We start from the raw sequence: 22,135 nt of genomic DNA, 5'->3' as shown, positions 1-22,135 counted from the left end.
GGTTCCAGCGGCGGGAGCGTCGGCCCGCCGCAGGGGCCGCCTGGGGTTACGCGGTGGCCTTCATCAGTTCGCGCCCGCAGAGCATCCGGCGGATCTCGGAGGTGCCGGCCCCGATCTCCATCAACTTGGCGTCGCGGAAAATCCGGCTGACGGCGCTGTCGGCGAGATAGCCGGCGCCGCCGAAGGCCTGCACCGCCTGCACCGCCTGCTGCATGGCGACCTCGGAGCAATAAAGCACGCAGGCCGCGGCGTCCTGACGGGTGACCTCGCCCCGGTCGCAGGCCCGCGCCACGGCATAGAGATAGGCCCGCGCGGTGTTCAGGGCCGTGTACATGTCGGCGATCTTGGCCTGCATCAGCTGGAAATCGCCGATCTTCTGCCCGAACTGCCTGCGCTCATGCATGTAGGGCATGACTTCGTCCAGCATGGCGTGGATCAGCCCGGTGCCGATTCCCGACAGCACCACGCGCTCGTAATCCAGCCCGGACATCAGCACGTTGACGCCCTTGCCCTCCTCCTTCAGCACCTGCTCGAAGGGGACCTCGCAATCGTCGAAGATCAGCTCGCCGGTGTTGGAGCCGCGCATCCCGAGCTTGTCGAAATGCGGGCCCTGGGCGAAGCCGGCCATGGATTTCTCGATCAGGAAGGCGGTCATCCCGCGGGGGCCGGCATCCGGGTCGGTCTTGGCGTAGACCACCAGCACGTCGGCGTCGGGGCCGTTGGTGATCCAGTATTTCGAGCCGTTGAGCACGTAGCGGTCGTTGCGCTTCTCGGCCCGCAGCTTCATCGAGCCGACCACGTCCGACCCGGCGCCGGTCTCCGACATGGCCAGCGCGCCCACATGTTCGCCAGAGACCAGCTTCGGCAGGTATTTCGCCTTCTGCTCGGGCGAGCCGTTGAGGCGGATCTGGTTGACGCAGAGATTCGAATGCGCCCCGTAGCTGAGGCTGACCGAGGCCGAGGCGCGGGCCACCTCCTCCACCGCCACGGCATGGGCGAGATAGCCGAGGCCGAGGCCGCCGAACTCCTCCTCCACGGTGATTCCCAGCAGGCCGAGCGCGCCCATCTCCGACCACAGATGCGCGGGGAAGACGTTGTCGCGGTCGATCTCGGCGGCGATCGGCTTCACCCGCTCCTGCGCCCAGCGATGGGCGGTGTCGCGAATCGCGTCGATGTCCTCGCCCAGGGCGTGGTCGAGCGTGGCGTGGAACATGGCGCGTCCTCCCGGTTTGCCGCGGCGCGGGCCGTCGCTTCGGGACGGGGCCGCCGGGGAATTGGTAGCGGACCGGGCGGAGGGCGCAAGCCGGGGCGTCGAAACGGGGCGGCCGCTCGGGGCGTCCCCGGGCGGAACCGGCCCCCGGAATCGCAGAGGCCCCGGACCGAAGTCCGGGGCCTCGCGGGGCTGGAGCGCGGGTCTGGCGGGCCGCGCTCCGGGGTCTGGCGACCGGATCAGAGATCCGAACGCAGCAGGATGATCTCCACCCGTCGGTTGCGGGGGCCGCTCGGATGCTCGACGTCCGAGGGATCGCGGTCGGCCTTGCCCACCACCCGGGCCACGCGGTCCTCCGCCAGGCCGGCGGTGACCAGGGCGCGGCGAGCGCTCAGGGCGCGGTCGCTGGACAGCTCCCAGTTGGTGTAGTCGCCGCCGGGGAAGGTCCGGTCGTCGGTATGCCCGTCGATGGCGACCTTGTTGGTGACCAGCTCGGTGACCTGGCCGACCATCTTCAGCAGGGCCCGCATCTGGGCCGTGGGACGGGCCGTGCCCTTTTCGTAGAGCGGACGCTCGGCGGTGTCGAAGAGCTCGATCACCAGGCCCTCGTCCGTCACCCGGGTGCGGATGTGCTGCAGCAGGGCGTTGGCCTGCTCGGATTCGCCGGACATGCCGCGGAACATGTTGTCCAGGGCGGTCATCGCCTCGGCGACGCCTTCCCTGTCGGCGGCGTCGGGGGACGCGCCGGTCTCGCCCTTGGCCTTGTCGTTGTCGCTGGGCGTGTTCTTCGAGGCGCCGGTGCCGTTCTGCGCCATCGTGTCCTCGGACATCATCGAGTCGCCCCCGAACGCGCCGGTGCCGCCGCCCGAGAGGCGGGCGATCGGGACCTTGGGATCGAAATACTCGGCCAGGCCCTGCTTCTGCTCCTCGGACGTGGCGTTGAGCAGCCACATCAGCAGGAAGAAGGCCATCATCGCGGTCACGAAGTCGGCGTAGGCCACTTTCCAGGCGCCGCCATGATGGCCGTCGCCGCCCGAGACCTTCTTGCGTTTGATTATCGTCGTTCCGCCAGCAGCCATGATCGTGTCCTCGCTGTTTGCCAATCACCAGACCCAGCGCCGTTCTGCGCCGCGCCGACTTGCGGGCGGCTTTCGGAACGCGGTTGCCCAAAAGTTTCAGGGTTTCCCGGAAGTTGATGGCGGCGGGTCGTGGTGCGGCGCGCGCCGCGGCCCAGGGGCGGGGGCCGGCGGTCGGCGCGTCCGCCGGGGGGGCGGGCACGCGCGCCCGCACGCGAGGGGGGCGCAGGAAAACCGCGCCGAAGCGAGACGACGGCCCCGACGTTCACCCGTTTCTAACGAATGCAGACGAGTTTCCGCGGCAGGAGAACCGGAGGCGCCGAGCGCGCGACAGGAGACGGGCCATATGGACCTTGCCGAGGACAGCGCGATTCGCCGCAAAGTGGCCGGCAACCGGGTGGGCCGCGCGCCGATTCCGGGGATCGAGGAGATCGGCGAAAACTTCGCCACGCTGCTCGACGAACGGCTGCGCGGACTGATGCGGACCCTGACCTCCACCATCGTCATCGACTGCGAGGTGAAGAAACTCTCCTCCGTGCTGGAGGAGATCCCGGTCCCCGCGATGATCGCGGTGGTCGACGTGCGCGGGTCCCAGAACTCGGCGCTGATGAACATCGGCATGGACCTGCTGTTCAATGTCGTCGACCTGCGCATGGGCGGCGATCCGGCCGCGGCCCCGGGGGCGATCACCCGCTCGGTGACCTCGATCGACTGCGCCTTGTGCGAGGATTTCATCCGCGTGGTGCTGGAGGCGTTCGAAGCGTCGCTCCGCGTGCATCTGGGCCCGGGCATCCGCTCGGCCATGAAGCTCGATCACTTCGAGCAGCACGTCACCATGGTGCGCATCGCGCCGGACCATTCCGACGTGCTGGTGCTGAAGCTCAGCCTCGACATGGGGGAGGCCGCGCGCAGCGGCGAATTCGACTTCGTGCTGCCGCTGGCGGTGCTCGATTCCTATCGCGCGGCGGCGCCGGGCACGTCCCAGTCGGGCGGCGGTCGCGTGCGCTCCGACATCTGGTCGCGCCACATGGCCAAGGCGGCGAACGACGCGCCGGTGCGGCTGCGCGCGGTGCTGCACCGCCAGAAGCTCAACGTCGCGCAGCTTCAGGCGCTGGAGGTCGGGGACCTGCTTCCCCTGCCGCAGGAGGCTCGGGAGGCGGCGGAACTGGTGATCGAAGGGCCCTCCGGCGGATCCTTCGCGGTCGGGCGCATCGGCGCGATGGACGGCGGCAAGGCCGTGAAGCTGACCGAACCGCCGGACCGGACGTTGCTGGCGGGGCTCAAGCGGATGCTGGCGGCCAAGGACGTGAAGGAAAAGGACGCCGCCAAGGACGCCAAGGGATGAGCCGCGCGCAGGCGTGGCGGAACTGCGGGGCGCAAGCCCCTGACCGCAAATGGAGCCGGGGAAGGATCGGGCGATGACCATGAACAAGGACGCGGAGGCGACATCGAAGGTCGTTCCGGACGACGCCTCGGCGGACCCCGGCGCGGAGGCGCCTGAAAAGGCGGCGGCCGATGACCTGGCGTCGGAGGCATCCGCCGCGCCCGATGCCGAGGCCGCTGCCGAGGACGCCGACGCCGACGCGCCCGGAGAGCTCGCCGCCGTGGCGGGGGATGAGAGCGACCCCGAGGCCTCCGACCCCGCGCCCGATGACGAAGAAGACGCCAGGCCCGAAGCGCTCGCGCCGGAAGACGCCGCCGCCCCCGACCCCGACGCGGCGGCCGGCGGGCCCTTCAAGCTCCACCGGCGCGCCCGGCTGGAGGAGACGGAAGCGCTGCTGGCCTGGCTGCTCGCCGCGCCGGCCGACGCCCCGTTGGAATTCGACGCCTCCGAGGTGGACAACATCTCGACCCCCTATGTCCTGGCCATCGTCGGCGCCGCGCGCGCCCGGGCCGAGGCGGGGAGCCCGGCCGCCGTGCGCAGCCCCTCCCCGGCCTTCGTGGACGCCTTCTCGGACCTCGGCCTGTTCGGGGACCTCATGAAAATGGAGATCCGCCCATGAGCCGCATCCTCGCCGTGGACGACACCCGGTCGCTCCTCAACATGCTCAAGGCCTGCCTGGAGCGCGGCGGACACGAGGTGTTCACCGCCAAGGACGGGGTCGAGGCGCTGGAAAAGCTGCGTGAGCACGAGCCCGATCTGGTGATCACCGACCTCAACATGCCGCGCATGAACGGCCTGGAGTTCATCGCCGCCGCGCGGGGCGAGCCCTCGGGCCGGGCCCTGCCGATCCTTCTGCTGACCACCGAGACCGCGCAGGAGCTCAAGGACCGGGCGCGGGAGGTGAAGGCGACGGGCTGGCTGACCAAGCCCTTCGACCCCGACCAGATCCTGGGCCTCGTGGCCCGGCTCGCCTGACGCCCCGCAATCCAAGGACGGACATCGCAGATGGACGACGACAACGAAGACTATCTCGCCCTGTTCTTCACGGAATGCGGGGAGCTTCTGGCGGATCTGCAGGAGCAGCTCGACCGCCTGATGGACGGCGAACGCGATCCGGAGCTGGTGAACGCCGCCTTCCGCGCCGTGCATTCGGTCAAGGGCGGCGCGGCGGCCTTCGGCTTCGACCATCTGATCGGCTTCGCGCATGTGTTCGAGACGGTGATGGACGGACTGCGGTCCGGTCGTCTCCAGCTGGGCTCGGACATCGTGAACCTGCTGATGCGGTCCGGCGACGTGATGGAGACCCTGATCGAACAGGCCCGCGACGGCGGCGACGTCGATTCCGGGCATGTCGACCGTGTCCGCCAGGAGCTGGAGGAGCAGATCGGCCGATCCTCGGCCGAGGAAGCGCCCGAGGACGGCCCCTCCGCCCCGGCCTCGGCCGCCCCGCCGCCGCCCGCGCCGGCCGAGGCCGAGCCTGAACCCGGCGAGCCGCGCGAGGTCATCGTCTCCTTGATCCCGAGCGAGGATTTCATCCATGGCGGCCACGATCCCCTTCGGGTGATCCGGGCGGCGCGCGAACTCGACCTTGTGGCGGCCGAACCGATCGGCGACCTGCCGCCGCTGGCGGAGTTGACGCCGGAAGGCTGCCCCATCGGCTGGAAGCTGCGCTTCGAGACCGATCGCCCGCCCTCGGCCTTCACCGATTTCTTCTCGGTCTACGAGCATATCGCGGTCGTCGAGATCGTGGACGAGAACTGGTCCGAAGCCCCCGCCGCGCCCGCGGGCGCCGAGGCCGCTCCGGCCTCCGTCGCGCCGACCGAGGCGAAGGGCGACCCCGCGCCCTCCGCCGCGGCCGCGCCTCCCGAGGCGGGCGGCAAGGATGCGGGCAAGGACGGCGCGCGCCACTCCGCCGCCAAGACCTTGCGGGTGGAGCTTCCGCGCATCGACCGGCTGGTGAACCTTGTCGGCGAGATCGTCATCACCCAGGCGGTGCTGGCGCAGAAACTGTCGGAGACCGACGCCGCCACCGCCCTGGAGGTCGGTCATTCGGTCGAGGCGATGTCGCGGCAGACCCGGGAGCTTCAGGAATCGGTCATGGCGATTCGCGCCCAGCCGGTGAAATCGGTGTTCTCGCGCATGCCCCGCGTGGTCCGGGACCTGGCCGACAAGCTCGGCAAGGAGGCCAGGCTGGTGCTGGCCGGCGAGCATACCGAGGTCGACACCACGGTGATCGAGGAACTCGCCGAGCCCCTCACCCACATGCTGCGCAACTCCATGGATCACGGGCTGGAGCTGCCGGACGAGCGCGCCGCCGCCGGCAAGCCGCGCACCGGGACCATCCGACTGGCCGCGGAACATCGCGGTGAGCGCGTGATCATCATCATCGAGGACGACGGCCGCGGCATCAACCGCGAGCGGGTGGTGGAGAAGGCCATCGAAAACGGCCTGATCGGCCCCGACGACAACCTGACGCCCGAAGACATCGATCAGCTGATCTTCCATCCCGGCTTCTCCACGGCGAAGGAGATCAGCTCGGTCTCCGGCCGCGGCGTCGGCATGGACGTGGTCAAGAAGAAGATCCAGGCGCTGGGCGGCCGATGCCACCTGCGCTCGGACCCCGGCAAGGGCACGCGCTTCCAGATCACCCTGCCGCTGACGCTGGCGGTGCTGGACGGCATGACCATCTGCGTGGGCGACGAACGCTTCATCCTGCCGCTCAGCTCGGTGGTCGAGGCGCTGCGCATCGACGGGGAGCGGGTGGAGGTGCTGCCCGACCGGTCCCAGGTGCTCGCCCGCCGCGGCCAGTACCTGCGCCTGATCAGCCTGCGCAACGCGCTGGGCATCGACCTCGGCGACAAGCGCGAGGAGATGGCGATCGTCGTCGACACCGAGACCAACGGCCATGTCGCGCTGCTGGTCGATGAGCTGATCGGCCAGCGCCAGGTCGTCCTGAAAAGCCTCGAGGCGAACTTCAAGCGGGTCGAGGGCGTCTCCGGCGCCACGATCCTGGGCGATGGACGGGTGGCCCTGATCCTCGACATCCCGTCGCTCGTTTCCATGGGCGGCTCCGCGCGCGCCCCGATCCAGGAGGTGTTCCATTGACCGAAGCCGCGATGCAGACCGAGCCCGCCCCTGCCGCCGCCCTTCCGGGTGAGACGGAGCCCGCGGGCGCGGCGCGCTACAAGCAGTATGTCACCTTCCTGGTCGGCGACCGGGCCTACGGGGTCGACATCGTGCTGGTGCGCGAGATCAAGCAGTGGACCCCGACCACGGCCCTGCCCAACCAGCCGCACTACATGCGCGGCGTGCTGAACCTGCGCGGCACCATCGTGCCGGTGCATGACCTGCGCGCCCGCTTCGGCGGCAACCTGACCGAGGCGACCGAGACCCATGTCGTCGTCATCGTCTGGATCGGCGACCAGACGGTCGGCGTTCTGGTCGACGCGGTGTCCGACATCATCACCGTGAGCTCCGACGACATCCGGCCGGTCCCGCCCTCCGAGGCGGATCTCGACCAGTCCTCGATCGGCGGCCTGGTGAACGCGGAATCCGGCATGGTCGCGCTGCTCGACCTCAAGGCGCTGTTCGGCGGGGCGTCGATGGGCATGGTCTGAAGACGCGCCCGGAAAGCCTCCCGCCCCATGACGGTCCCGGCCCGGCCGCGCCCCGGCGCGCCGATGACGCTGCGACGAACGGAGACGAGCATGAACAACCCCCCTCCCGCCTCCGCCTTGACCAAGGGTCCGGGCATCGGACCGCGCCTGACGGCCGCGGCCGGAGGCCTGGCGTTGCTGACCGGCGTGACCGTGGGCGCGGTCAGCTACATGCTCGAGGCCGAGGCCCTGCGTCATGAGGCGGCGAACCGGCTGGCGTCCATGGCGGACGGCGCCGGCGCGCGGGTCGAGTTCCTGCTCGACGACGTGCGCCGCGACATGGCGCTGCTCGATGCGTCCGAACTGGGGACGGACCACCTCCTCGAATTCTCGACGACCTGGGATGCCGAGGCGATCGTTCCGCTCTACCTGGACGGCAACCCGCATCCGCTGGGGCAGCGCCAGGCCCTGCGCGACGCCGGCGACGGCTCCGACTGGTCGGACGCGCACCGGCGCCACCATGTCACCCTTCGCGCGTTTCAGGAGCAGCGGGGCTACTACGACCTGTTCCTGATCAACCCGGCGGGCGACGTGGTCTACACGGTCGCGAAGGAAGCGGATTTCGGAACCAACCTGACCAATGGCCCCTACGCGGATTCGGGCCTTGGCGAGGTGTTCAGGCGGGCCAGGGACCTTTCGGCCGGGCAGGTGATCTTCGCGGATTACGCGGCCTACGCGCCCTCCGCCGGCGCGCCCGCGGCCTTCGCCGCTTCGCCGATGTTCGACGAAGACGGACGACGCATCGGGGTGGTCGCGGCGCAGCTGGGCGCCGAGCGGCTGGCCGAGGCCCTGTCCTTCGCAGGGGCGGAGAGCGGGCTCACGGTCTTCCTGACCGGCGCCGACGGCATCCTGCGCACCGAGCTCGCCTCGACCTCCGGCGACGACGTGCTCAGGACCCGCTACGCCCCGCCCCCGGCCGAGCCGGGCGCCGACGTCGCCTTCGGTCCCGGCAGCGACGGGGAGGACGCCTATGTGGTCACCCGGCGCATCACGCGCGACGGGCTCGACTGGACGCTGGTGACGGAGGAGCGGGGATCGCTGATCGCCGGGCGCCTGAACGAGGCCGCGATGGCCCTGGCCCTGACCATTCTGCCGGCGCTTGGCGTGGCGCTGCTGCTGGGCTGGCTGATGGCGCGCGGTTTCGCACGCCCGGTGCGCGAGATGGCGCAGGCGGTGGGCGAGCTGCTGGAAGGGCGTCGCCACGACGTGCCCGGCGCGGAGCGGACGGACGAACTGGGCGGGCTGGCCCGCTCGCTCAACCGGATCCACGGGAATGCGGTCGCCGCCCGGCGCATAGCCACCGCGCTCACCGCCTCGGCGGACATGGTGATGATCCTCGACAACGACATGAAGGTGGTCTTCGCCAACCAGGCGATGGAGGACGGGTTCCGGCCCCTGCTGGGCAAGCAGGCCGAGGGGCCCGACGGGCTGGTGGGCCTGCCGGCCTCGGCCTTCGTCAAGGACACCTCGCAGTTCCTGAGCCCGGACCGTCGCGGCGCGCCGCTGGTCGAGATCGGCGACAAGCAGTTCGGCCTCGCCATCACGGAGATGCGTGACGAGCATGGCGACATGATCGGCCGCGCGATCACCTGGCGCGACCGCTCGACCCCGATGCTCTCGGAGACCCAGGTCAACGAGGTGCTCGACGCCACGGTGAACGGCGACTTCTCGCGGCGGCTGGACGGCGCCACGGGAGACCGCTTCACCCAGCATGTGTCCAAGTCGATCAACCGGATGGGCGAGGTCGCCGGCGGCTTCTTCGCGGATCTCGAGAAGATGGTCGACGCGCTCGCCACCGGCCGCCTGTCTCACCGGATGGTGGAGACGCATTCCGGCCGCTTCGGCGAGGCCGCGGGCAATCTCAACAAGGCCGTCGGCCGGCTGGCGGAGACCATCGCGGATATCGAGAGTGCGGCCGACGGCATGCGCGGCGCGGCGGACTCGATCTCCGAGGAAGCCGGCCAGCTCTCCGCCCGCACCGAGGCCCAGGCCTCCTCGCTGGAGGAGACCGCGGCGACGATGGAGGAGATGGCCGCCAATGTGAAAACCACCGCCGAGAACGCGTCGAGCGCCGAAAATCTCGCCCGCGACGCCGCCCAGCGCGCCCAGTCGGGCCGTTCGGTGATGTCGGACGCGGTGTCGGCGATGGGCCGGATCGAGGACAGCTCGACCAAGATCTCGGACATCATCTCGGTGATCGACTCGATCGCCTTCCAGACCAACCTGCTGGCGCTGAACGCGGCGGTGGAGGCGGCCCGCGCCGGGGAGGCCGGCAAGGGCTTCGCGGTGGTGGCGGCCGAAGTGCGCACGCTGGCGCAGCGCTCCAGCCAGGCGGCCAAGGACATCTCGGGCCTGATCCAGACCTCCTCGGGCCATGTGGTCGAAGGCGTCCGCCTCGTGCAGGGCACCGGCAAGGCGCTGGAGGATATCGCGGACGGCATCGCCCGCACCGCGGCGACCATCGAAGACATCTCCTCCGCGGTGCGCGAGCAGAGCTCGGGCGTGCAGGAGACCAGCCAGGCGGTCAGCCATATGGACGAGGCGACCCAGCGCAACTCGGCGATGGCGGAGCAGAGCGCCGCGGCCGCGCGCCGGCTGCAGAACGAGGCGCGCTGGCTGATCGAACGGGTGGGCTTCTTCGACACCGGCCTGTCCGCGGCGAGCCGCAAGGCCGGGGGGGGCGCAGCCCGGGCCGGCGACGGGATCTCTTCCTCCTCCGCGGCGTCCGGGTCCCTGGCCCCGTCGGCGGGCCGGCAGGCGGCGGCCAAGCCTGCCCCGAAGCCGACCCCGAAGCCAGGCGCGTCGTCGATCGCCGCCCGCCCCGGCGCCGCCGCGGCGCCGCGGCCCAGGGCTCCGTCCGCGGCGGCCGCAGCCGGAACGGCGTTCAAGCCCGCGCCGAAACCTGCGCCGAAACCGGCCTTGAAGCCGGCGCCCCAGCTCGCGCCCCAGCTCGCGCCCAAGCCGGCGGACAAGCTCGCCGTGCCGATGCGCAAGCCCGCCGCGGTCTCCGAGAACGCCCATCCCGAGCCTGCCCCGCGTCCGACCCCGGCCCGTGCGCCCGCCGCCGTGCAGGCCGCGGCGGTCGCGGACGACCAGGACTGGTCGGAGTTCTGATCCCATGACCCCCCGTTCCTCCGCCCCCCGCGTTTCCGACAGCCGGGACACCGGCGCCTATGGCGGCGAGTTCAACATGTCGGACGCCGAGTTCCAGCGCGTCGCCGACAAGGTGTTCGAGATCGCCGGCATCGTGCTCAAGGACCACAAGCGCCAGATGGTCTACACTCGCCTGTCGCGCCGTCTGCGCGCGCTCGGCATGACCAGCTTCACCGACTACATGGACCATCTGGAAAGCGGGGCCGGATCCCGGGAGATCACCGAGTTCTCCAATGCGGTGACCACCAACCTGACGTCCTTCTTCCGGGAGTCCCACCATTTCGACCACCTCCGCCACGAGGTGCTGGAGCCCCTGGGAAAGGCCGGGAAATCCCGGATCCGGGTCTGGTCCGCAGGGTGTTCGACGGGGGAGGAGCCCTATTCCATCGCGCTGACCGCCCGCGCGGCGGCGCGCAGCATGGGCGGGGCCGATTTCCGGATCCTGGCCACCGATCTCGACACCAACGTCCTGGCCAAGGCCAAGGCGGGCATCTATCCGGAGGCCCGGGCCGCCGACGTGCCGTCCGAGCTGCGATCCGGCGCCATGTCCCGGCGCGGCGCGGATGTGGAGATGTCGGCGCAGCTCAAGTCGATGATCGCCTTCCGCCAGCTCAACCTGCTGCACGCCTGGCCATTCCGCGGGCCGTTCGACGTCATCTTCTGCCGCAACGTGCTGATCTATTTCGACGCCGAGACCAAGGCGGGCCTGGTGCGCCGCTATGCGGAGGCGCTGACCGACGACGGCATCCTTTATCTCGGCCACTCGGAATCGCTGCTGGGGGAACACCCGCTGCTGAGCTCCGAGGGCCGCACCATCTATCGGAGGCGCCGATGAGCTCGCGGGCCGGGGGGGGATCGGCCTCCTATTTCGACCCCAAGATCGGCGCGCGCGCGATCTCCGTCCTGCCGGGGCACCACGACGTGACCCAGGAGACGGACGTCGCGGTGACCACGCTGCTTGGCTCCTGCGTCGCGGCCTGCATCCGCGATGTGGACAAGGGCATCGGCGGGCTCAACCATTTCCTGCTGCCCGGCGAGGACAGGTCCGAGGCCGGCGCCCGCTCGGCGCGCTACGGGGTCCACGCCATGGAGGTCCTGATCAACGACATCCTCAAGCGCGGCGGCCAGAAATCGCGGATGGAGGCCAAGGTGTTCGGCGGCGCCAACGTGATCGACGTGTCGGCCAAGGATACGGTCGGCATCCGCAACGCCCAGTTCGTGAAGGATTATCTCCGCTCGGAGGGCATCCGTCTCGCGGCTTCGGACACCGGCGGAGACCGGGCGCGGCGGGTCTATTTCTTCCCGTCTTCCGGGCGCGTCTCGGTGCTGCGCCTGCCGGCTTCGGAAACCCGGACCATGCGGCGGACCGAGACCCAGCTTGAGCGGAAGGTCCAGCAGGCGCCGCGCGGCGGCGGGGTGGAGCTGTTCTGATGGAGGGTTCCTGATGTCCGGCGGACCGATCCGGGTGGTCGTGGTCGACGACAGCCGACTGATGCAAGGCATCATCACCGCCGCGCTTGAGGCGGAGGGCGACATCAAGGTCGCGGCGAAGGCCGGGAACGTCGCCGAAGGGCGTCGGATGATCAAGGAGACCGACCCCGACGCGGTGACGCTGGACGTGGAGATGCCGGGCATGAACGGCCTGGAGTTCCTGGAAAAGATCATGACCCTGCGGCCGACGCCGGTGGTCATGGTCAGCTCGCTGACCGCCGAGGGGACGGAAATCACCCTCGCCGCGCTGCAGATCGGCGCGGTGGACGTGGTCCGCAAGCCCAGCGGGCCGGATCCGATGGGGCCCTTCGGGCGTGAGCTGCGGGAGAAAGTGCGCACCGCCGCCCGCGCCCAGGTCCGGCGTCGCGCGCCGCTTGCGGCGCCGCCGGTCCCTCTTCCCGGCGACGGCGCCGGCAAGGCCGCGCCTCCGCTTCGAACGGGCCGCCCCGCGTCGAGCCGGCCCGATCCGGCGCGCGTCGGGCAGGGGCGGCAGCCGGCGCCCGCGCCCGCGCTCGCCGACAGACCAGCCGCGCCGCCGGAACCGACCCGTGCCAGCGCCTGGAAGCGCGCGCTGATCGCCGTCGGCGCCTCCACCGGCGGCGTCGGCGCCCTGGCCGAGCTGCTGGAGGGGCTGCCGCATGACCTGCCTCCGGTGGTGATCACCCAGCACATGCCGGAGGGATACACCGACCGCTTCGCGCGGCGCCTTCGCGACAAGCTCGGCCGCGACGTGGCCGAGGCCCGCGACGCCGAGCCCCTGACCAGCGGCATGGTCCGCATCGCCCCCGGCTCCCGCCATCTGGAGGTTCAGATCGGCGGCCGCAGGCTGCTGACACGGTTGGGAGATTCGACCCCGGTCACCGGTCACTGCCCGTCGGTGGACGTGCTGTTCGGCTCGGTCGCCCGCGCCGCCGGTCCCGGCGCCGTCGGCGTGATCCTGACCGGCATGGGCCGGGACGGCGCCGCCGGGCTGCGCGCCATGCGCGGCGCCGGGGCCGCCACATTGGGCCAGTCCGAGCGGACTTGCGTGGTCTACGGAATGCCCCGCGCCGCCCGCGAGCTGGGCGCGGTGGAGGAAGAGCATGACCTCGACCGGCTCGCCGCCCGTATCTGCGATTTCGCCCGCAGCGCGCCGTCCCGGCGCGCCGCCCCGGGAAACTGAGGAGACCTGAAATGCCCGCAGCAAAATCCCTGAAGGTGCTGGTCGTGGATGACCAGCAGACCATGCGCGGCCTCGCGCGACAGTGCCTGAAGCGGCTCGGCGTGGTCGACGTGACGCTCGCCGCGGCCGGCGACCAGGCGCTCGAGGCGATGATGACCAAGAAATTCGACGTGGTCATCTCGGACCTCAACATGCCCGGTCTGACCGGGGTCGAACTGGCCCAGAAGATCAAGGAGCATCCGGTCTTCAAGGCGACGCCGGTGTTCCTGGCCACGTCCGACGCCTATCGCGACCAGGCGGCTGTCGACACGGTGGACCACTTCGTGGCCAAGCCGTTCTCGGTGGCCGACATGCGCACGGCGATCGAGGCGCATCTGGGCGCGCTGACCTGACCCTCGCCCGGCCCGGCGTCGCGCGATCCGCCGGGCCGGCGGGCCGGCGCCGGGGCGCATCCGATCATCGCGGGCCCAAGCCCCGCGCAGGATGTCGACACGCGCGCCCGCGATCCTGTCGCGAAGCCTGACCTGTCGCGAAGCCCGGCTCCGGAACGCGGTCCGATATGGCGGGCCGTGGGCGGAGCGCCATGAGAATTCACGTTTCGGGGCGGTCCCCTCGGCGATCCCCTCGGCGGCCTCCAGGGCGGGCGATTCCTCGCCGCCGCCTCCCGCCGTCTGTTCGCAAGCCCATCGGGTCGCCGCCCCGGCCAGCCGGCCCAGCCTTCGCCCGTGCGCCTTCGCCCGTGCGCCTTCGCCCGTGCGTCTCGACCTCGCACCGGGCGCGCCGACCGGAACCCTCTTGCCTCCAATTCATCCTATCCCGCCGCCCCGCATTAAGGGCCGGGTAAGAGTCCCGGCCGATTTTCAGGACCGGGCCAGCCGCGCCGTCGCCAGACGAGTCGCGGCCCGGATACGGGACCCGCCCAAGGGCGCGCCCGGCGACGGTCCAGGCCCATCGACCTTCTCCGCGGCCCCGCGCCCCGGAGATCCGCAGTACGTGGAGCCGGCGCCGCCGGACCGAACCTGAAGGAATAGCGATGACCATCTCCTCCTCGCTCAACGCCAGCGTCGCCGGGCTGAACGTGAACGCGAGCAAGCTTGCGACCATCTCGGACAACATCGCGAACGCCGGGACCTACGGCTACAAGCGCGCCGATGCGGATTTCTCCGCGCTGGTCGTGTCTTCGGGCAATGGCGGCTACACCGCAGGCGGCGTCACCGCCACCGCGACCCGGGAGATCTCGGCCCAGGGCTCGATCGTCTCCACCGAGCAGGCGCTGGACCTCGCCGTCGTCGGGCGCGGCATGCTTCCGGTCACCCCGGCCGCATCGCTCAACCTCAGCAATCCGGAACTGCGGCTCAAGCCGACCGATTCCTTCTCGCCCGATCAGAACGGCACGCTGGTCTCCGCCTCCGGCTTCGCGCTGCTCGGCTGGCCGCTGGACAATTCGGGCAACGTCATCACCCAGCTGCGTGATTCCACCACGGGGATGGAGCCGATCTCCGTGGCCTCCAGCCAGTTCGTCGCCTCGCCGACCACCGAGATGGATCTGGGCGTGAACCTGTCGGCGGAGGATACGCGGGCCGGCGCTTCGGGCGACACGCTCAGCGTGCCGATCGAATATTTCGACAATTTCGGCTCCTCCCAGACGCTGACCGCGACCTTCACGCCGACGGTGCCCGCCACCGGAGCGTCCAACGAATGGACGTTGAGCTTCGATGACAGCGCCACCGCGGCGGCCTCGAACCCGATCGCGACCTATACGCTGACCTTCGACAGCGCCCGCGGCAGCGGGGGCTCGCTGCTGAGCGTCGCCACGGTGACGGGCAACGCCTACGTCCCGGCCGACGGCACGGTGCAGCTGGACGTCGATGGCGGCCCGATCGACGTGACCTTCGGGCCGCTGGGGCCGGGCTCGTCCCTCACCCAGCTGTCGGCGGAATTCGCCCCGTCCTCGATCCGCAAGAACGGCAACAGGGCCGGTATCCTGACCAGCCTGGAATTCGATCCGGACGGCTACCTGAATGCCATCTACGACACCGGCTTCACCCGCCGGATCTACCAGGTTCCGATCGTCGACGTGCCCAATTTCGACGGGCTGGCGGTGCAGGATGGGCAGACCTTCACGGTGACCCCGCAGAGCGGACCGTTCTACCTCTGGGACAGCGGCTCCGGCCCGGCCGGCATTCTCACCGGCTTTGCGCTGGAGCAGTCGACCACCGACATCGCCGGCGAGCTGACGTCGCTGATCGAGACGCAGCGCGCCTATTCGTCCAACGCCAAGGTCGTGCAGACCGTGGACGAGATGCTGCAGGAAACCACCAACATCAAGCGCTGAGGCGCTGAGCTCTCCGGGCGGTCCGCCGCCCGGAGCCCCCTGAACCCGGAGCTGACGAGACCGCGCCATGAGCATGTCCGCCGCCCTCACCAACGCCCTGTCCGGCCTGAACACGAATGCGCGCCGGACGCAGGTCATCTCCGACAACGTCGCCAACGCGCTGACGCCTGGCTACGCGCGGCGAAGCGTGTCCACCGCGCCGCGGGTCGCGGCCGGGGAGGGCGCCGGCGTGACCGTGACCGGCGTCGCCCGGGCCACCGATCCGCGCGCCACCGGCGATCGCCGCCGCGCCGAAGCCGCGAGCGGGGAGAGCGCGGCTCTCGCCAGCGCCGAATCCCGCCTTCTGGGAAGCATCGGCGGCATCGCCGACGCGGGTTCGATCTCGGCCCGCGCGGTGACCTGGGAATCGGCGCTGGCCCGGCTGGCGGACTCGCCCGAAAGCGCGGCCCTGCAGGCCGACGCGGCGGCGGCGGCGCGCGGGCTGGTCAGCGGTCTCAACGCCGCGAGCCAGGAGACCCAGCGCGTGCGCATGGATGCCGATGGCCAGATCGGCCTGATGGTTTCGGAGATCAACAGCGCCCTCGAATCGATCAGGGAGCTGAACTCGGACATCGAGCGGATGACCATCTCCGGCCGCGACACCGCTGCGCTCGACGACGCGCGCTCGCGGGAGATCGACCGCATCTCTTCGCTGGTCCCCGTGAGAATCGCGGGGCGGGAGAACGGCAAGATCGCCCTCTACACTCCGGACGGGGGGATCCTGCTTGACGGGCGCGCCAACCTGCTGGGCTTCGAAGCGACGGGCCAGATCACCGCGGACATGACGCTTGGCTCCGGGGCGCTGTCTGGTCTGACCCTGAACGGAGAGCCGATCTCGGCGGGAACCGGCGACGGTCCGCTCGACGGCGGCGCGCTGGGCGCCCAGTTCGCGATCCGCGACACCCTTGCGCCGGAGGCGCAGGGCCAGCTCGACGCGCTCGCCCAGGACTTGATCCTACGCTTCGAGGATCCCGCCGTGGACCCTACCCTGGCGGTCGGCGATCCCGGCATTTTCACCGATGAGGGCGGGGCTTTCGACGCGCTGGACGTGATCGGCCTGGCGGGGCGGCTCCAGGTCAACGCGGCCGTCGACCCCGCGCAGGGCGGCGAGGCCTGGCGGCTTCGCGACGGCATCAACGCGGCGGCGCAGGGGCCGGTCGGCCTCGACACCCTGCCGCGCGCCCTGATGGCGGCGCTGGCGGACCCTGTCTCAGCCCCGGCCGGCGTGGGCTTCTCCGGCATGTTCGGTTTTCTCGACCTGGTCCAGTCCGCCGTCGCGGGGCGCGAGCAGGCCAGCGCCGATCTCGAATCCCTCGCCGCTTTCTCGGGGGGGCGCTTCACCCTGTTGCAGGAGGCCGAGGCCGCGGTCACCGGCGTCGACACCGACAAGGAGCTCTCGGATCTGCTCGTGGTCGAGAACGCCTATGCGGCCAATGCGCGGGTGATCGAGACTGTCGACGGCCTGCTCAAGCGCCTGCTGGAGATCTGATCGTGCGATACGCCCTGACCCCATTCCGGACCGGCATCGCGCCCGGACGCCGGCCTGTTCCAGACCTGACGGGAGACTGCAGATGATGACCTCTCCGCTTCCCGATCTCGCTTCGGCGCTGCGTTTGCAGCGCGACGCGGGCGACGTGCGCGCGGCGCTGGAACGCGCGGGCCGGGAGTTGTCGACCGGCCGCAAGGACGACCTCTTCGCGGCCTCCGGTCACGATCCGCGCCGTTTGCTGGCCATCGAGGCCTCGCAGGCTCGCGCGGCCCGGGAATCCGAGGGCGTCAGCCTGTCCCAGGGACGCGTTTCCCTGACCCAGTCGGTGATGGGCGGGCTCGGCGAGCTCGCCAACGAACTGGGGCTGGAGCTTTCGGCCTCGCTGGCCCGGGGCGATTACAACAGCGCCCGCATTCACGCGGCCGGGGCGCAGGATGCGTTCCGGGCAGCGGTGCAGAACCTCAACACGCGCTATGGCGGCCGGACGCTGTTCGCGGGCGCCGCCGTCGATCAGCCGGCATTGGCGCCGCCCGACGACATCCTGGCGGACGTCTCCGCGCTGCTGGCCGGCGCGGTCGACGCGGCCGACGCCATCGCCCAGGTGGATTTCTACTTCGATGACCCGGCCGGAGGGTTCGCCGCCACCCGGTTCCTTGGATCGGCGGAAGACGCGCCGCGCGCCACGATCGACGAGGGGGCCTCGGTGGACATTTCCCGCCGGGCGGACGATCCGGAGGTGCGCGCGTTGCTCAAGGGCCTGGCCCTGGCCGCGGCGACGGTGGACCCGGCCTATGCCGGTCCGGCGGATGCGGAGACCGACCTGCTGGGTCACGCGGCCGACGTCACGGTCGCCTCGCGAGAGTTGATCGTTCAGTCCCAGGCCATGCTCGGCCTGTCGGAACAACGGCTGGAGGAGGCGTCGGTCCGCATCTCCGCGCGTCGCGACGCGCTCGACATCGCCTGGAACGACGCCACCTCGCGCGACCCCTTCGACGCGGCCACGGAATTTCAGGCCGTAGAACAACAGCTTGAGCGGGTCTTCGCGGTCACCGCGCGCATGTCGCGCCTCACCTTGCTCGATTTCCTGCGATGATCGGTTGCGCCGACCGCGCGGGCTCGCGCATCCGGAACTGGACCGTGCTGGCCCTGGCCAGCCTGGCGCTGATAGTCTCCGCCTGGGTCGGCCCCCTGCCGGCCCGCGCGGGGCAAAACCGCGACGCGATGTCGGTCATGGAGCCGCCGGAGGGCGCGATCCGCGTCCGGCTCAAGGACCTCGTCGAATTCGACGGCGTCCGGGGCAACGATCTGGTCGGCTACGGCCTCGTGGTCGGGCTCAACGGAACCGGCGACGGTCTGCGCAACTCGCCCTTCACCGAGGAGGCTCTGGTCAACCTGCTGGAACGGCTGGGCATCAATGTTTCGGGGGAGCAGTTCCGCCCCAACAATGTGGCCGCGGTGCTGGTCACCGGGGTGCTGCCCCCCTTCGCCCGGGCCGGCAGCCAGATCGACGTCACCGTTTCGGCCATCGGCGACGCGTCGAGCCTGCTCGGCGGCACTCTGGTGATGACCCCGCTCAACGCCGCGGACGGAGAGATCTATGCGGTGGCGCAGGGCTCGATCATCGCCGGCGGCGTGACCGCCGAAGGAGAGGCGGCCACCGTCACGCAGGGCGTGCCCACCGCCGGCGGCATCCCCAACGGCGCCCGTGTGGAACGTGAGATCCCCTTCGACTTCAGTCAGATGGGCCGCATGCGGCTCGCCCTGCGCGACCCCGACTTCACAACCGCCGCCCGGATCGCCGACACCATCAACAGCCAGGCCGACATGCAGCTCGCCCAGATGCTGGACGCCGGCACCATCGAGATCGACGTGCCGCGCTCGCGCCTCTCCCCGGCCCGCCTGATCAGCGCGCTGGAGAACCTGGAGATCGCGCCCTCTCGCAAGGCCCGCGTGGTGGTCGACCAGCGCTCCGGCACCATCGTGCTGGGCGACGACGTGCGCGTCTCGCGCATCGCCATCAGCCAGGGCAACCTGGTCCTGCGCATCCAGGAAACGCCCGTCGTGTCCCAGCCCAACCCCTTCGCGCCGCAGGGGGAGACCATCGTGGTCCCCCGCACCGAGGCGGCGATCGAGGAGGAGCCGGGCACCGGCCTGGCCGTGATCGACAACACCGTGACGCTGTCGCAATTGGTCGAAGGGCTCAACGCGCTGGGCGTCACTCCGCGCGACATGATCGACATCCTGAAAACCATCAAGGCGGCCGGCGCGCTGCACGCCGAGTTCATCGTTCAGTAGTTACGATCCGCCGGCTGATCTCGCGACGCCGAGCCGATGTCCCCGGCGAAGCCAGGCGACACGGTTCTTCGCGCCGCGGGCGGTCCCGTTCCGCCGGCGCGCGTTCGACGCGGCGCTTCGCTGCCATCGCAGCCCGCGATCGGCGGCGAAAGCTGCGCGGCTGAACGAAAAGCGAACCTGGCCCTTGCCGCAGCGCCTCGGCCGCGCCAGTTTCCCCGCCATGAAGGCGACCGAACTCCTCGAACTCCGGCCCCAGGGCCTGTGGTGCCCGCCCGCCGGCGCCTTCATCGACCCGGTGCGCCCGGTCGACCGGGCCATCGTCACGCATGGACATGGCGACCACTGCCGACCCGGCTCCCGCGCCCTGCTCGCCACCCCCGAAACCGTGGCCATCGCCGAGGCCCGCTACGGCCGCACGGCCTTCGCCGCCACCCAGGCGATCCCGGCCGGCCGTCCCATGCGCCTCGGCGACGCCACCATAACCCTGGTTCCCGCCGGCCATGTCCTCGGCTCCGCCCAGGTGGTGGTCGAGGCCGGCGGCGCCCGGGCGGTCGTCTCGGGCGACTACAAGCGCGCCGCCGACCCCACCTGCGCGCCGTTCGAACCCGTCCCCTGCGACCTCTTCGTCACCGAGGCCACCTTCGGCCTGCCGGTCTTCCGCCACCCCCCGGTGCAGGACGAGATCGCCCGCCTCCTCGCCTCCGTCCGCGCCCAGCCGGAGCGCTGCCACGCCATCGGCGCCTATGCCCTCGGCAAGGCCCAGCGGATGATCGCGGAACTGCGCCGCGCCGGATGGGACCGCACCATCTACCTGCACGGTGCGCTTGTGGGCCTGTGCACTGTCTACGGGCGCCTCGGCATCCCCCTCGGCCCGCTCGAAACCGTGCGCGGCCAGGGCGCCGAGCTGAAGGGCGAGATCGTGCTCGGCCCCCCTTCGGCGCTGAACGACCGCTGGGCGCGCCGCCTGCCGGACCCGGTGATCTGCGCCGCCTCGGGCTGGATGCGCGTCCGCCAGCGCGCCAAACAGCGCGGCGTGGAACTGCCCCTCGTCGTCTCCGACCACGCCGACTGGGACGAGCTGACCGCCACCATCACCGAGACCGGCGCCCAGACCGTCTGGGTCACCCATGGTGCGGAAGAGGCGCTGTGCCTGTGGTGCGCCGACCAGGGGCTCGACGCCCGCCCTCTCGCCCTCGCCGGGCGGGGCGAGGAAGAGGCGATGTGAGCCCATGCGCGCCTTCGCCGACCTGCTGGAGACGCTGGTCCACACCCCGCGCCGCACCCGAAAGCTGGCCCTGCTGCGCGCCTATTTCCGCGCCACTCCCGATCCCGACCGCGGCTACGCGCTCGCCGCGCTGGCCGGCACGCTGGAGATGCCGAGCCTCACCCCCTCGGTGATCCGGGGCGTGGCGCAGGCCCGAGTCGACCCCCGCCTGTTCGCGCTGTCACATGACTTCGTGGGCGACCTGGCCGAGACGGTGGCCCTGATCTGGCCCGACCCGCCCACGCCCCCCGGCCCCCCGCCGGGCCTCTCCGAAACGGTCGAGCGTCTGCGCGCCGCCTCCCGCGCCGCCCGCCCCGGCCTGCTGGACGAGCTTTTCGACCGGCTCGACCCCTCGGCCCGCTTCGCGCTGATCAAGCTCTGCGCGGGGGGCATGCGGGTCGGCGTCTCCGCGCGCCTCGCCCGCACGGCGCTGGCCGAGGAATTCGGCCGCCCCCTCTCCCGGATCGAGGAGCTGTGGTTCGCCCTCTCCCCCCCCTATGCCGACCTTTTCGCCTGGCTGGAGGGCGGGGAGGAGCCCGAGGCCGACCTGTCGCTCGCCTTCCGCCCGATGATGCTGGCCAACCCGCTGGAGCCCGAGCGGTTCGAAACCCTCGCCCCCGCGGACCATATCGCGGAGATCAAGTGGGACGGCGTCCGCGTGCAGGCCGCCGCCACCAGGGCCGGGCGGCGTCTCTATTCCCGCGCCGGCGAGGATCTCGCCCCCGCCTTCCCCGACATTCTCGCGGCGATGGACTGGCAGGGTTGCGTGGACGGAGAGCTGCTGGTGGCGATCGACGGCGCCCCCCGCCCCTTCGCCGAGCTTCAGGCCCGGCTCGGCCGCAAGCGGGTCACCGCGAAGATGCTGGCCGAGGCGCCCGCCCATATCCGCGCCTATGACCTGCTGCATGACGGGGAACGGGATCTGCGCGCGCTCCCCCTCGCCGAGCGCCGCGCGCGCCTCGCCGCCTGGATCGAGACCCACGCCCCCGCCCGCCTCGACCTCTCCCCCGAGATCCGGTTCGAGACCTGGGACCAGCTCGCGGCGCTTCGCGACGCCCAGCGCGCCGAGGGGCAGGAGGGGCTGATGGTCAAGCGCCGGGACGCCCCCTACGCCGCCGGCCGCCCCATCGGCCCGTGGTGGAAATGGAAGCGCGACCCGCTCAGCGCCGACTGCGTGCTGATGTATGCCCAGCGCGGGCATGGGCGGCGGTCCTCCTATTATTCCGACTTCACCTTCGGGGCGTGGGAGCCGGACCCGGAGGGCCCGCCGGGCGCCGAGCGTCTCGCGCCCGTGGGAAAGGCCTATTCCGGGTTCACCGACGCGGAGCTGGTGGAGCTCGACCGCTGGGTGCGCGCTCACATGACCCAACGTTTCGGTCCGGTCCGCGCGGTGGAGCAGGCGCTGGTGGTGGAGGTCGCCTTCGACGCGGTGCAGATCTCGCGCCGCCATCGCTCCGGCGTCGCCATGCGCTTTCCGCGGATCAAGCGCATCCGCTGGGACAAGCCGGCGGACGAGGCCGACCGGGTGGAGACGCTGCGCGCGCTGGCCGCCCCCCAGGGCTGACGCGGCGCCCATCCCGG

Annotated in this window: 18 protein-coding genes; 16 read left to right on the top strand and 2 right to left on the bottom strand. The window is 71.1% G+C overall.

Annotation, left to right across the window (positions count from 1 at the left end; translation table 11 throughout):
• Positions 1–46: 46 nt before the first annotated feature.
• Complete coding sequence (locus tag BLV24_RS09335) at positions 47–1,213, bottom strand: isovaleryl-CoA dehydrogenase (protein WP_092680872.1); 1,167 nt, start codon at positions 1,211–1,213, stop codon at positions 47–49.
• A 236-nt stretch (positions 1,214–1,449) separates the two neighbouring features.
• Positions 1,450–2,289: a flagellar motor protein MotB gene (locus BLV24_RS09330; RefSeq protein ID WP_092680871.1), complete on the bottom strand. Its 840-nt coding sequence runs from the start codon at positions 2,287–2,289 to the stop codon at positions 1,450–1,452.
• 343 nt (positions 2,290–2,632) lie between these two features.
• On the opposite strand from BLV24_RS09330, the gene BLV24_RS09325 reads away from it, so the two are divergent.
• From BLV24_RS09325 to BLV24_RS09250, 16 genes are all read left to right on the top strand, one after another.
• A complete protein-coding gene (locus BLV24_RS09325; RefSeq protein WP_176954693.1) occupies positions 2,633–3,631 on the top strand; it encodes a FliM/FliN family flagellar motor switch protein in 999 nt (332 codons plus the stop codon).
• 73 nt (positions 3,632–3,704) lie between these two features.
• Positions 3,705–4,289 carry a hypothetical protein gene (locus tag BLV24_RS09320; protein WP_143040272.1) on the top strand — a complete coding sequence of 195 codons (585 nt, stop codon included), beginning with the start codon at positions 3,705–3,707 and terminating at the stop codon, positions 4,287–4,289.
• Positions 4,286–4,645 (top strand): response regulator, encoded by a 360-nt coding sequence (locus tag BLV24_RS09315; protein ID WP_092680868.1) that lies wholly within the window; start codon positions 4,286–4,288, stop codon positions 4,643–4,645. Before BLV24_RS09320 ends, BLV24_RS09315 begins: the two co-directional genes overlap by 4 nt.
• 30 nt (positions 4,646–4,675) lie before the next feature.
• A complete protein-coding gene (locus tag BLV24_RS09310) occupies positions 4,676–6,775 on the top strand; it encodes a chemotaxis protein CheA (protein WP_092680867.1) in 2,100 nt (699 codons plus the stop codon).
• Complete coding sequence (locus BLV24_RS09305; RefSeq protein ID WP_218133376.1) at positions 6,772–7,287, top strand: chemotaxis protein CheW; 516 nt, start codon at positions 6,772–6,774, stop codon at positions 7,285–7,287. Before BLV24_RS09310 ends, BLV24_RS09305 begins: the two co-directional genes overlap by 4 nt.
• Before the next feature lie 90 nt (positions 7,288–7,377).
• Positions 7,378–10,440 carry a methyl-accepting chemotaxis protein gene (locus BLV24_RS09300; RefSeq protein WP_092680866.1) on the top strand — a complete coding sequence of 1,021 codons (3,063 nt, stop codon included), beginning with the start codon at positions 7,378–7,380 and terminating at the stop codon, positions 10,438–10,440.
• A 4-nt stretch (positions 10,441–10,444) separates the two neighbouring features.
• Positions 10,445–11,314: a CheR family methyltransferase gene (locus tag BLV24_RS09295; protein WP_092680865.1), complete on the top strand. Its 870-nt coding sequence runs from the start codon at positions 10,445–10,447 to the stop codon at positions 11,312–11,314.
• Positions 11,311–11,910 (top strand): hypothetical protein, encoded by a 600-nt coding sequence (locus tag BLV24_RS09290; protein ID WP_092680864.1) that lies wholly within the window; start codon positions 11,311–11,313, stop codon positions 11,908–11,910. Before BLV24_RS09295 ends, BLV24_RS09290 begins: the two co-directional genes overlap by 4 nt.
• A gap of 13 nt (positions 11,911–11,923) precedes the next feature.
• Positions 11,924–13,132 (top strand): protein-glutamate methylesterase/protein-glutamine glutaminase, encoded by a 1,209-nt coding sequence (locus BLV24_RS09285; RefSeq protein ID WP_092680863.1) that lies wholly within the window; start codon positions 11,924–11,926, stop codon positions 13,130–13,132.
• Between the two features lie 11 nt (positions 13,133–13,143).
• Complete coding sequence (locus tag BLV24_RS09280) at positions 13,144–13,524, top strand: response regulator (RefSeq protein WP_092680862.1); 381 nt, start codon at positions 13,144–13,146, stop codon at positions 13,522–13,524.
• A gap of 641 nt (positions 13,525–14,165) precedes the next feature.
• Positions 14,166–15,467, top strand: a complete 1,302-nt coding sequence (locus BLV24_RS09275) for a flagellar hook protein FlgE (protein WP_092680861.1) — start codon at positions 14,166–14,168, stop codon at positions 15,465–15,467.
• 67 nt (positions 15,468–15,534) lie between these two features.
• Positions 15,535–16,995, top strand: coding sequence for a flagellar hook-associated protein FlgK (gene flgK / locus BLV24_RS09270; protein WP_092680860.1), 1,461 nt, complete (start codon positions 15,535–15,537; stop codon positions 16,993–16,995).
• An 85-nt stretch (positions 16,996–17,080) separates the two neighbouring features.
• Positions 17,081–18,088: a flagellin gene (locus BLV24_RS09265; protein WP_143040270.1), complete on the top strand. Its 1,008-nt coding sequence runs from the start codon at positions 17,081–17,083 to the stop codon at positions 18,086–18,088.
• 128 nt (positions 18,089–18,216) lie between these two features.
• Positions 18,217–19,290, top strand: coding sequence for a flagellar basal body P-ring protein FlgI (locus BLV24_RS09260; protein WP_245710492.1), 1,074 nt, complete (start codon positions 18,217–18,219; stop codon positions 19,288–19,290).
• A 184-nt stretch (positions 19,291–19,474) separates the two neighbouring features.
• Positions 19,475–20,515, top strand: coding sequence for a ligase-associated DNA damage response exonuclease (locus tag BLV24_RS09255; protein WP_342707988.1), 1,041 nt, complete (start codon positions 19,475–19,477; stop codon positions 20,513–20,515).
• 4 nt (positions 20,516–20,519) lie between these two features.
• Entirely contained in the window at positions 20,520–22,118 is a 1,599-nt protein-coding gene (locus tag BLV24_RS09250) for a cisplatin damage response ATP-dependent DNA ligase (protein ID WP_092680857.1), read from the top strand.
• Positions 22,119–22,135: the final 17 nt, after the last annotated feature.

The sequence above is a fragment of the Albimonas donghaensis genome, assembly GCF_900106695.1.
In the GTDB taxonomy this organism is placed as follows: Bacteria; Pseudomonadota; Alphaproteobacteria; order Rhodobacterales; family Rhodobacteraceae; genus Albimonas; species Albimonas donghaensis.
This window is presented reverse-complemented; position numbering and strand designations above follow the sequence as displayed.

Excerpts from the sequence above, each read along its gene's own strand:
- BLV24_RS09335 (WP_092680872.1), bottom strand. The coding sequence starts at position 1,213 with ATGTTCCACGCCACGCTCGACCACGCCCTGGGCGAGGACATCGACGCG.
- BLV24_RS09330 (WP_092680871.1), bottom strand. The coding sequence starts at position 2,289 with ATGGCTGCTGGCGGAACGACGATAATCAAACGCAAGAAGGTCTCGGGC.
- BLV24_RS09325 (WP_176954693.1), top strand. The coding sequence starts at position 2,633 with ATGGACCTTGCCGAGGACAGCGCGATTCGCCGCAAAGTGGCCGGCAAC.
- BLV24_RS09320 (WP_143040272.1), top strand. The coding sequence starts at position 3,705 with ATGACCATGAACAAGGACGCGGAGGCGACATCGAAGGTCGTTCCGGAC.
- BLV24_RS09315 (WP_092680868.1), top strand. The coding sequence starts at position 4,286 with ATGAGCCGCATCCTCGCCGTGGACGACACCCGGTCGCTCCTCAACATG.
- BLV24_RS09310 (WP_092680867.1), top strand. The coding sequence starts at position 4,676 with ATGGACGACGACAACGAAGACTATCTCGCCCTGTTCTTCACGGAATGC.
- BLV24_RS09300 (WP_092680866.1), top strand. The coding sequence starts at position 7,378 with ATGAACAACCCCCCTCCCGCCTCCGCCTTGACCAAGGGTCCGGGCATC.
- BLV24_RS09295 (WP_092680865.1), top strand. The coding sequence starts at position 10,445 with ATGACCCCCCGTTCCTCCGCCCCCCGCGTTTCCGACAGCCGGGACACC.
- BLV24_RS09290 (WP_092680864.1), top strand. The coding sequence starts at position 11,311 with ATGAGCTCGCGGGCCGGGGGGGGATCGGCCTCCTATTTCGACCCCAAG.
- BLV24_RS09285 (WP_092680863.1), top strand. The coding sequence starts at position 11,924 with ATGTCCGGCGGACCGATCCGGGTGGTCGTGGTCGACGACAGCCGACTG.
- BLV24_RS09280 (WP_092680862.1), top strand. The coding sequence starts at position 13,144 with ATGCCCGCAGCAAAATCCCTGAAGGTGCTGGTCGTGGATGACCAGCAG.
- BLV24_RS09275 (WP_092680861.1), top strand. The coding sequence starts at position 14,166 with ATGACCATCTCCTCCTCGCTCAACGCCAGCGTCGCCGGGCTGAACGTG.
- flgK (WP_092680860.1), top strand. The coding sequence starts at position 15,535 with ATGAGCATGTCCGCCGCCCTCACCAACGCCCTGTCCGGCCTGAACACG.
- BLV24_RS09265 (WP_143040270.1), top strand. The coding sequence starts at position 17,081 with ATGACCTCTCCGCTTCCCGATCTCGCTTCGGCGCTGCGTTTGCAGCGC.
- BLV24_RS09260 (WP_245710492.1), top strand. The coding sequence starts at position 18,217 with ATGTCGGTCATGGAGCCGCCGGAGGGCGCGATCCGCGTCCGGCTCAAG.
- BLV24_RS09250 (WP_092680857.1), top strand. The coding sequence starts at position 20,520 with ATGCGCGCCTTCGCCGACCTGCTGGAGACGCTGGTCCACACCCCGCGC.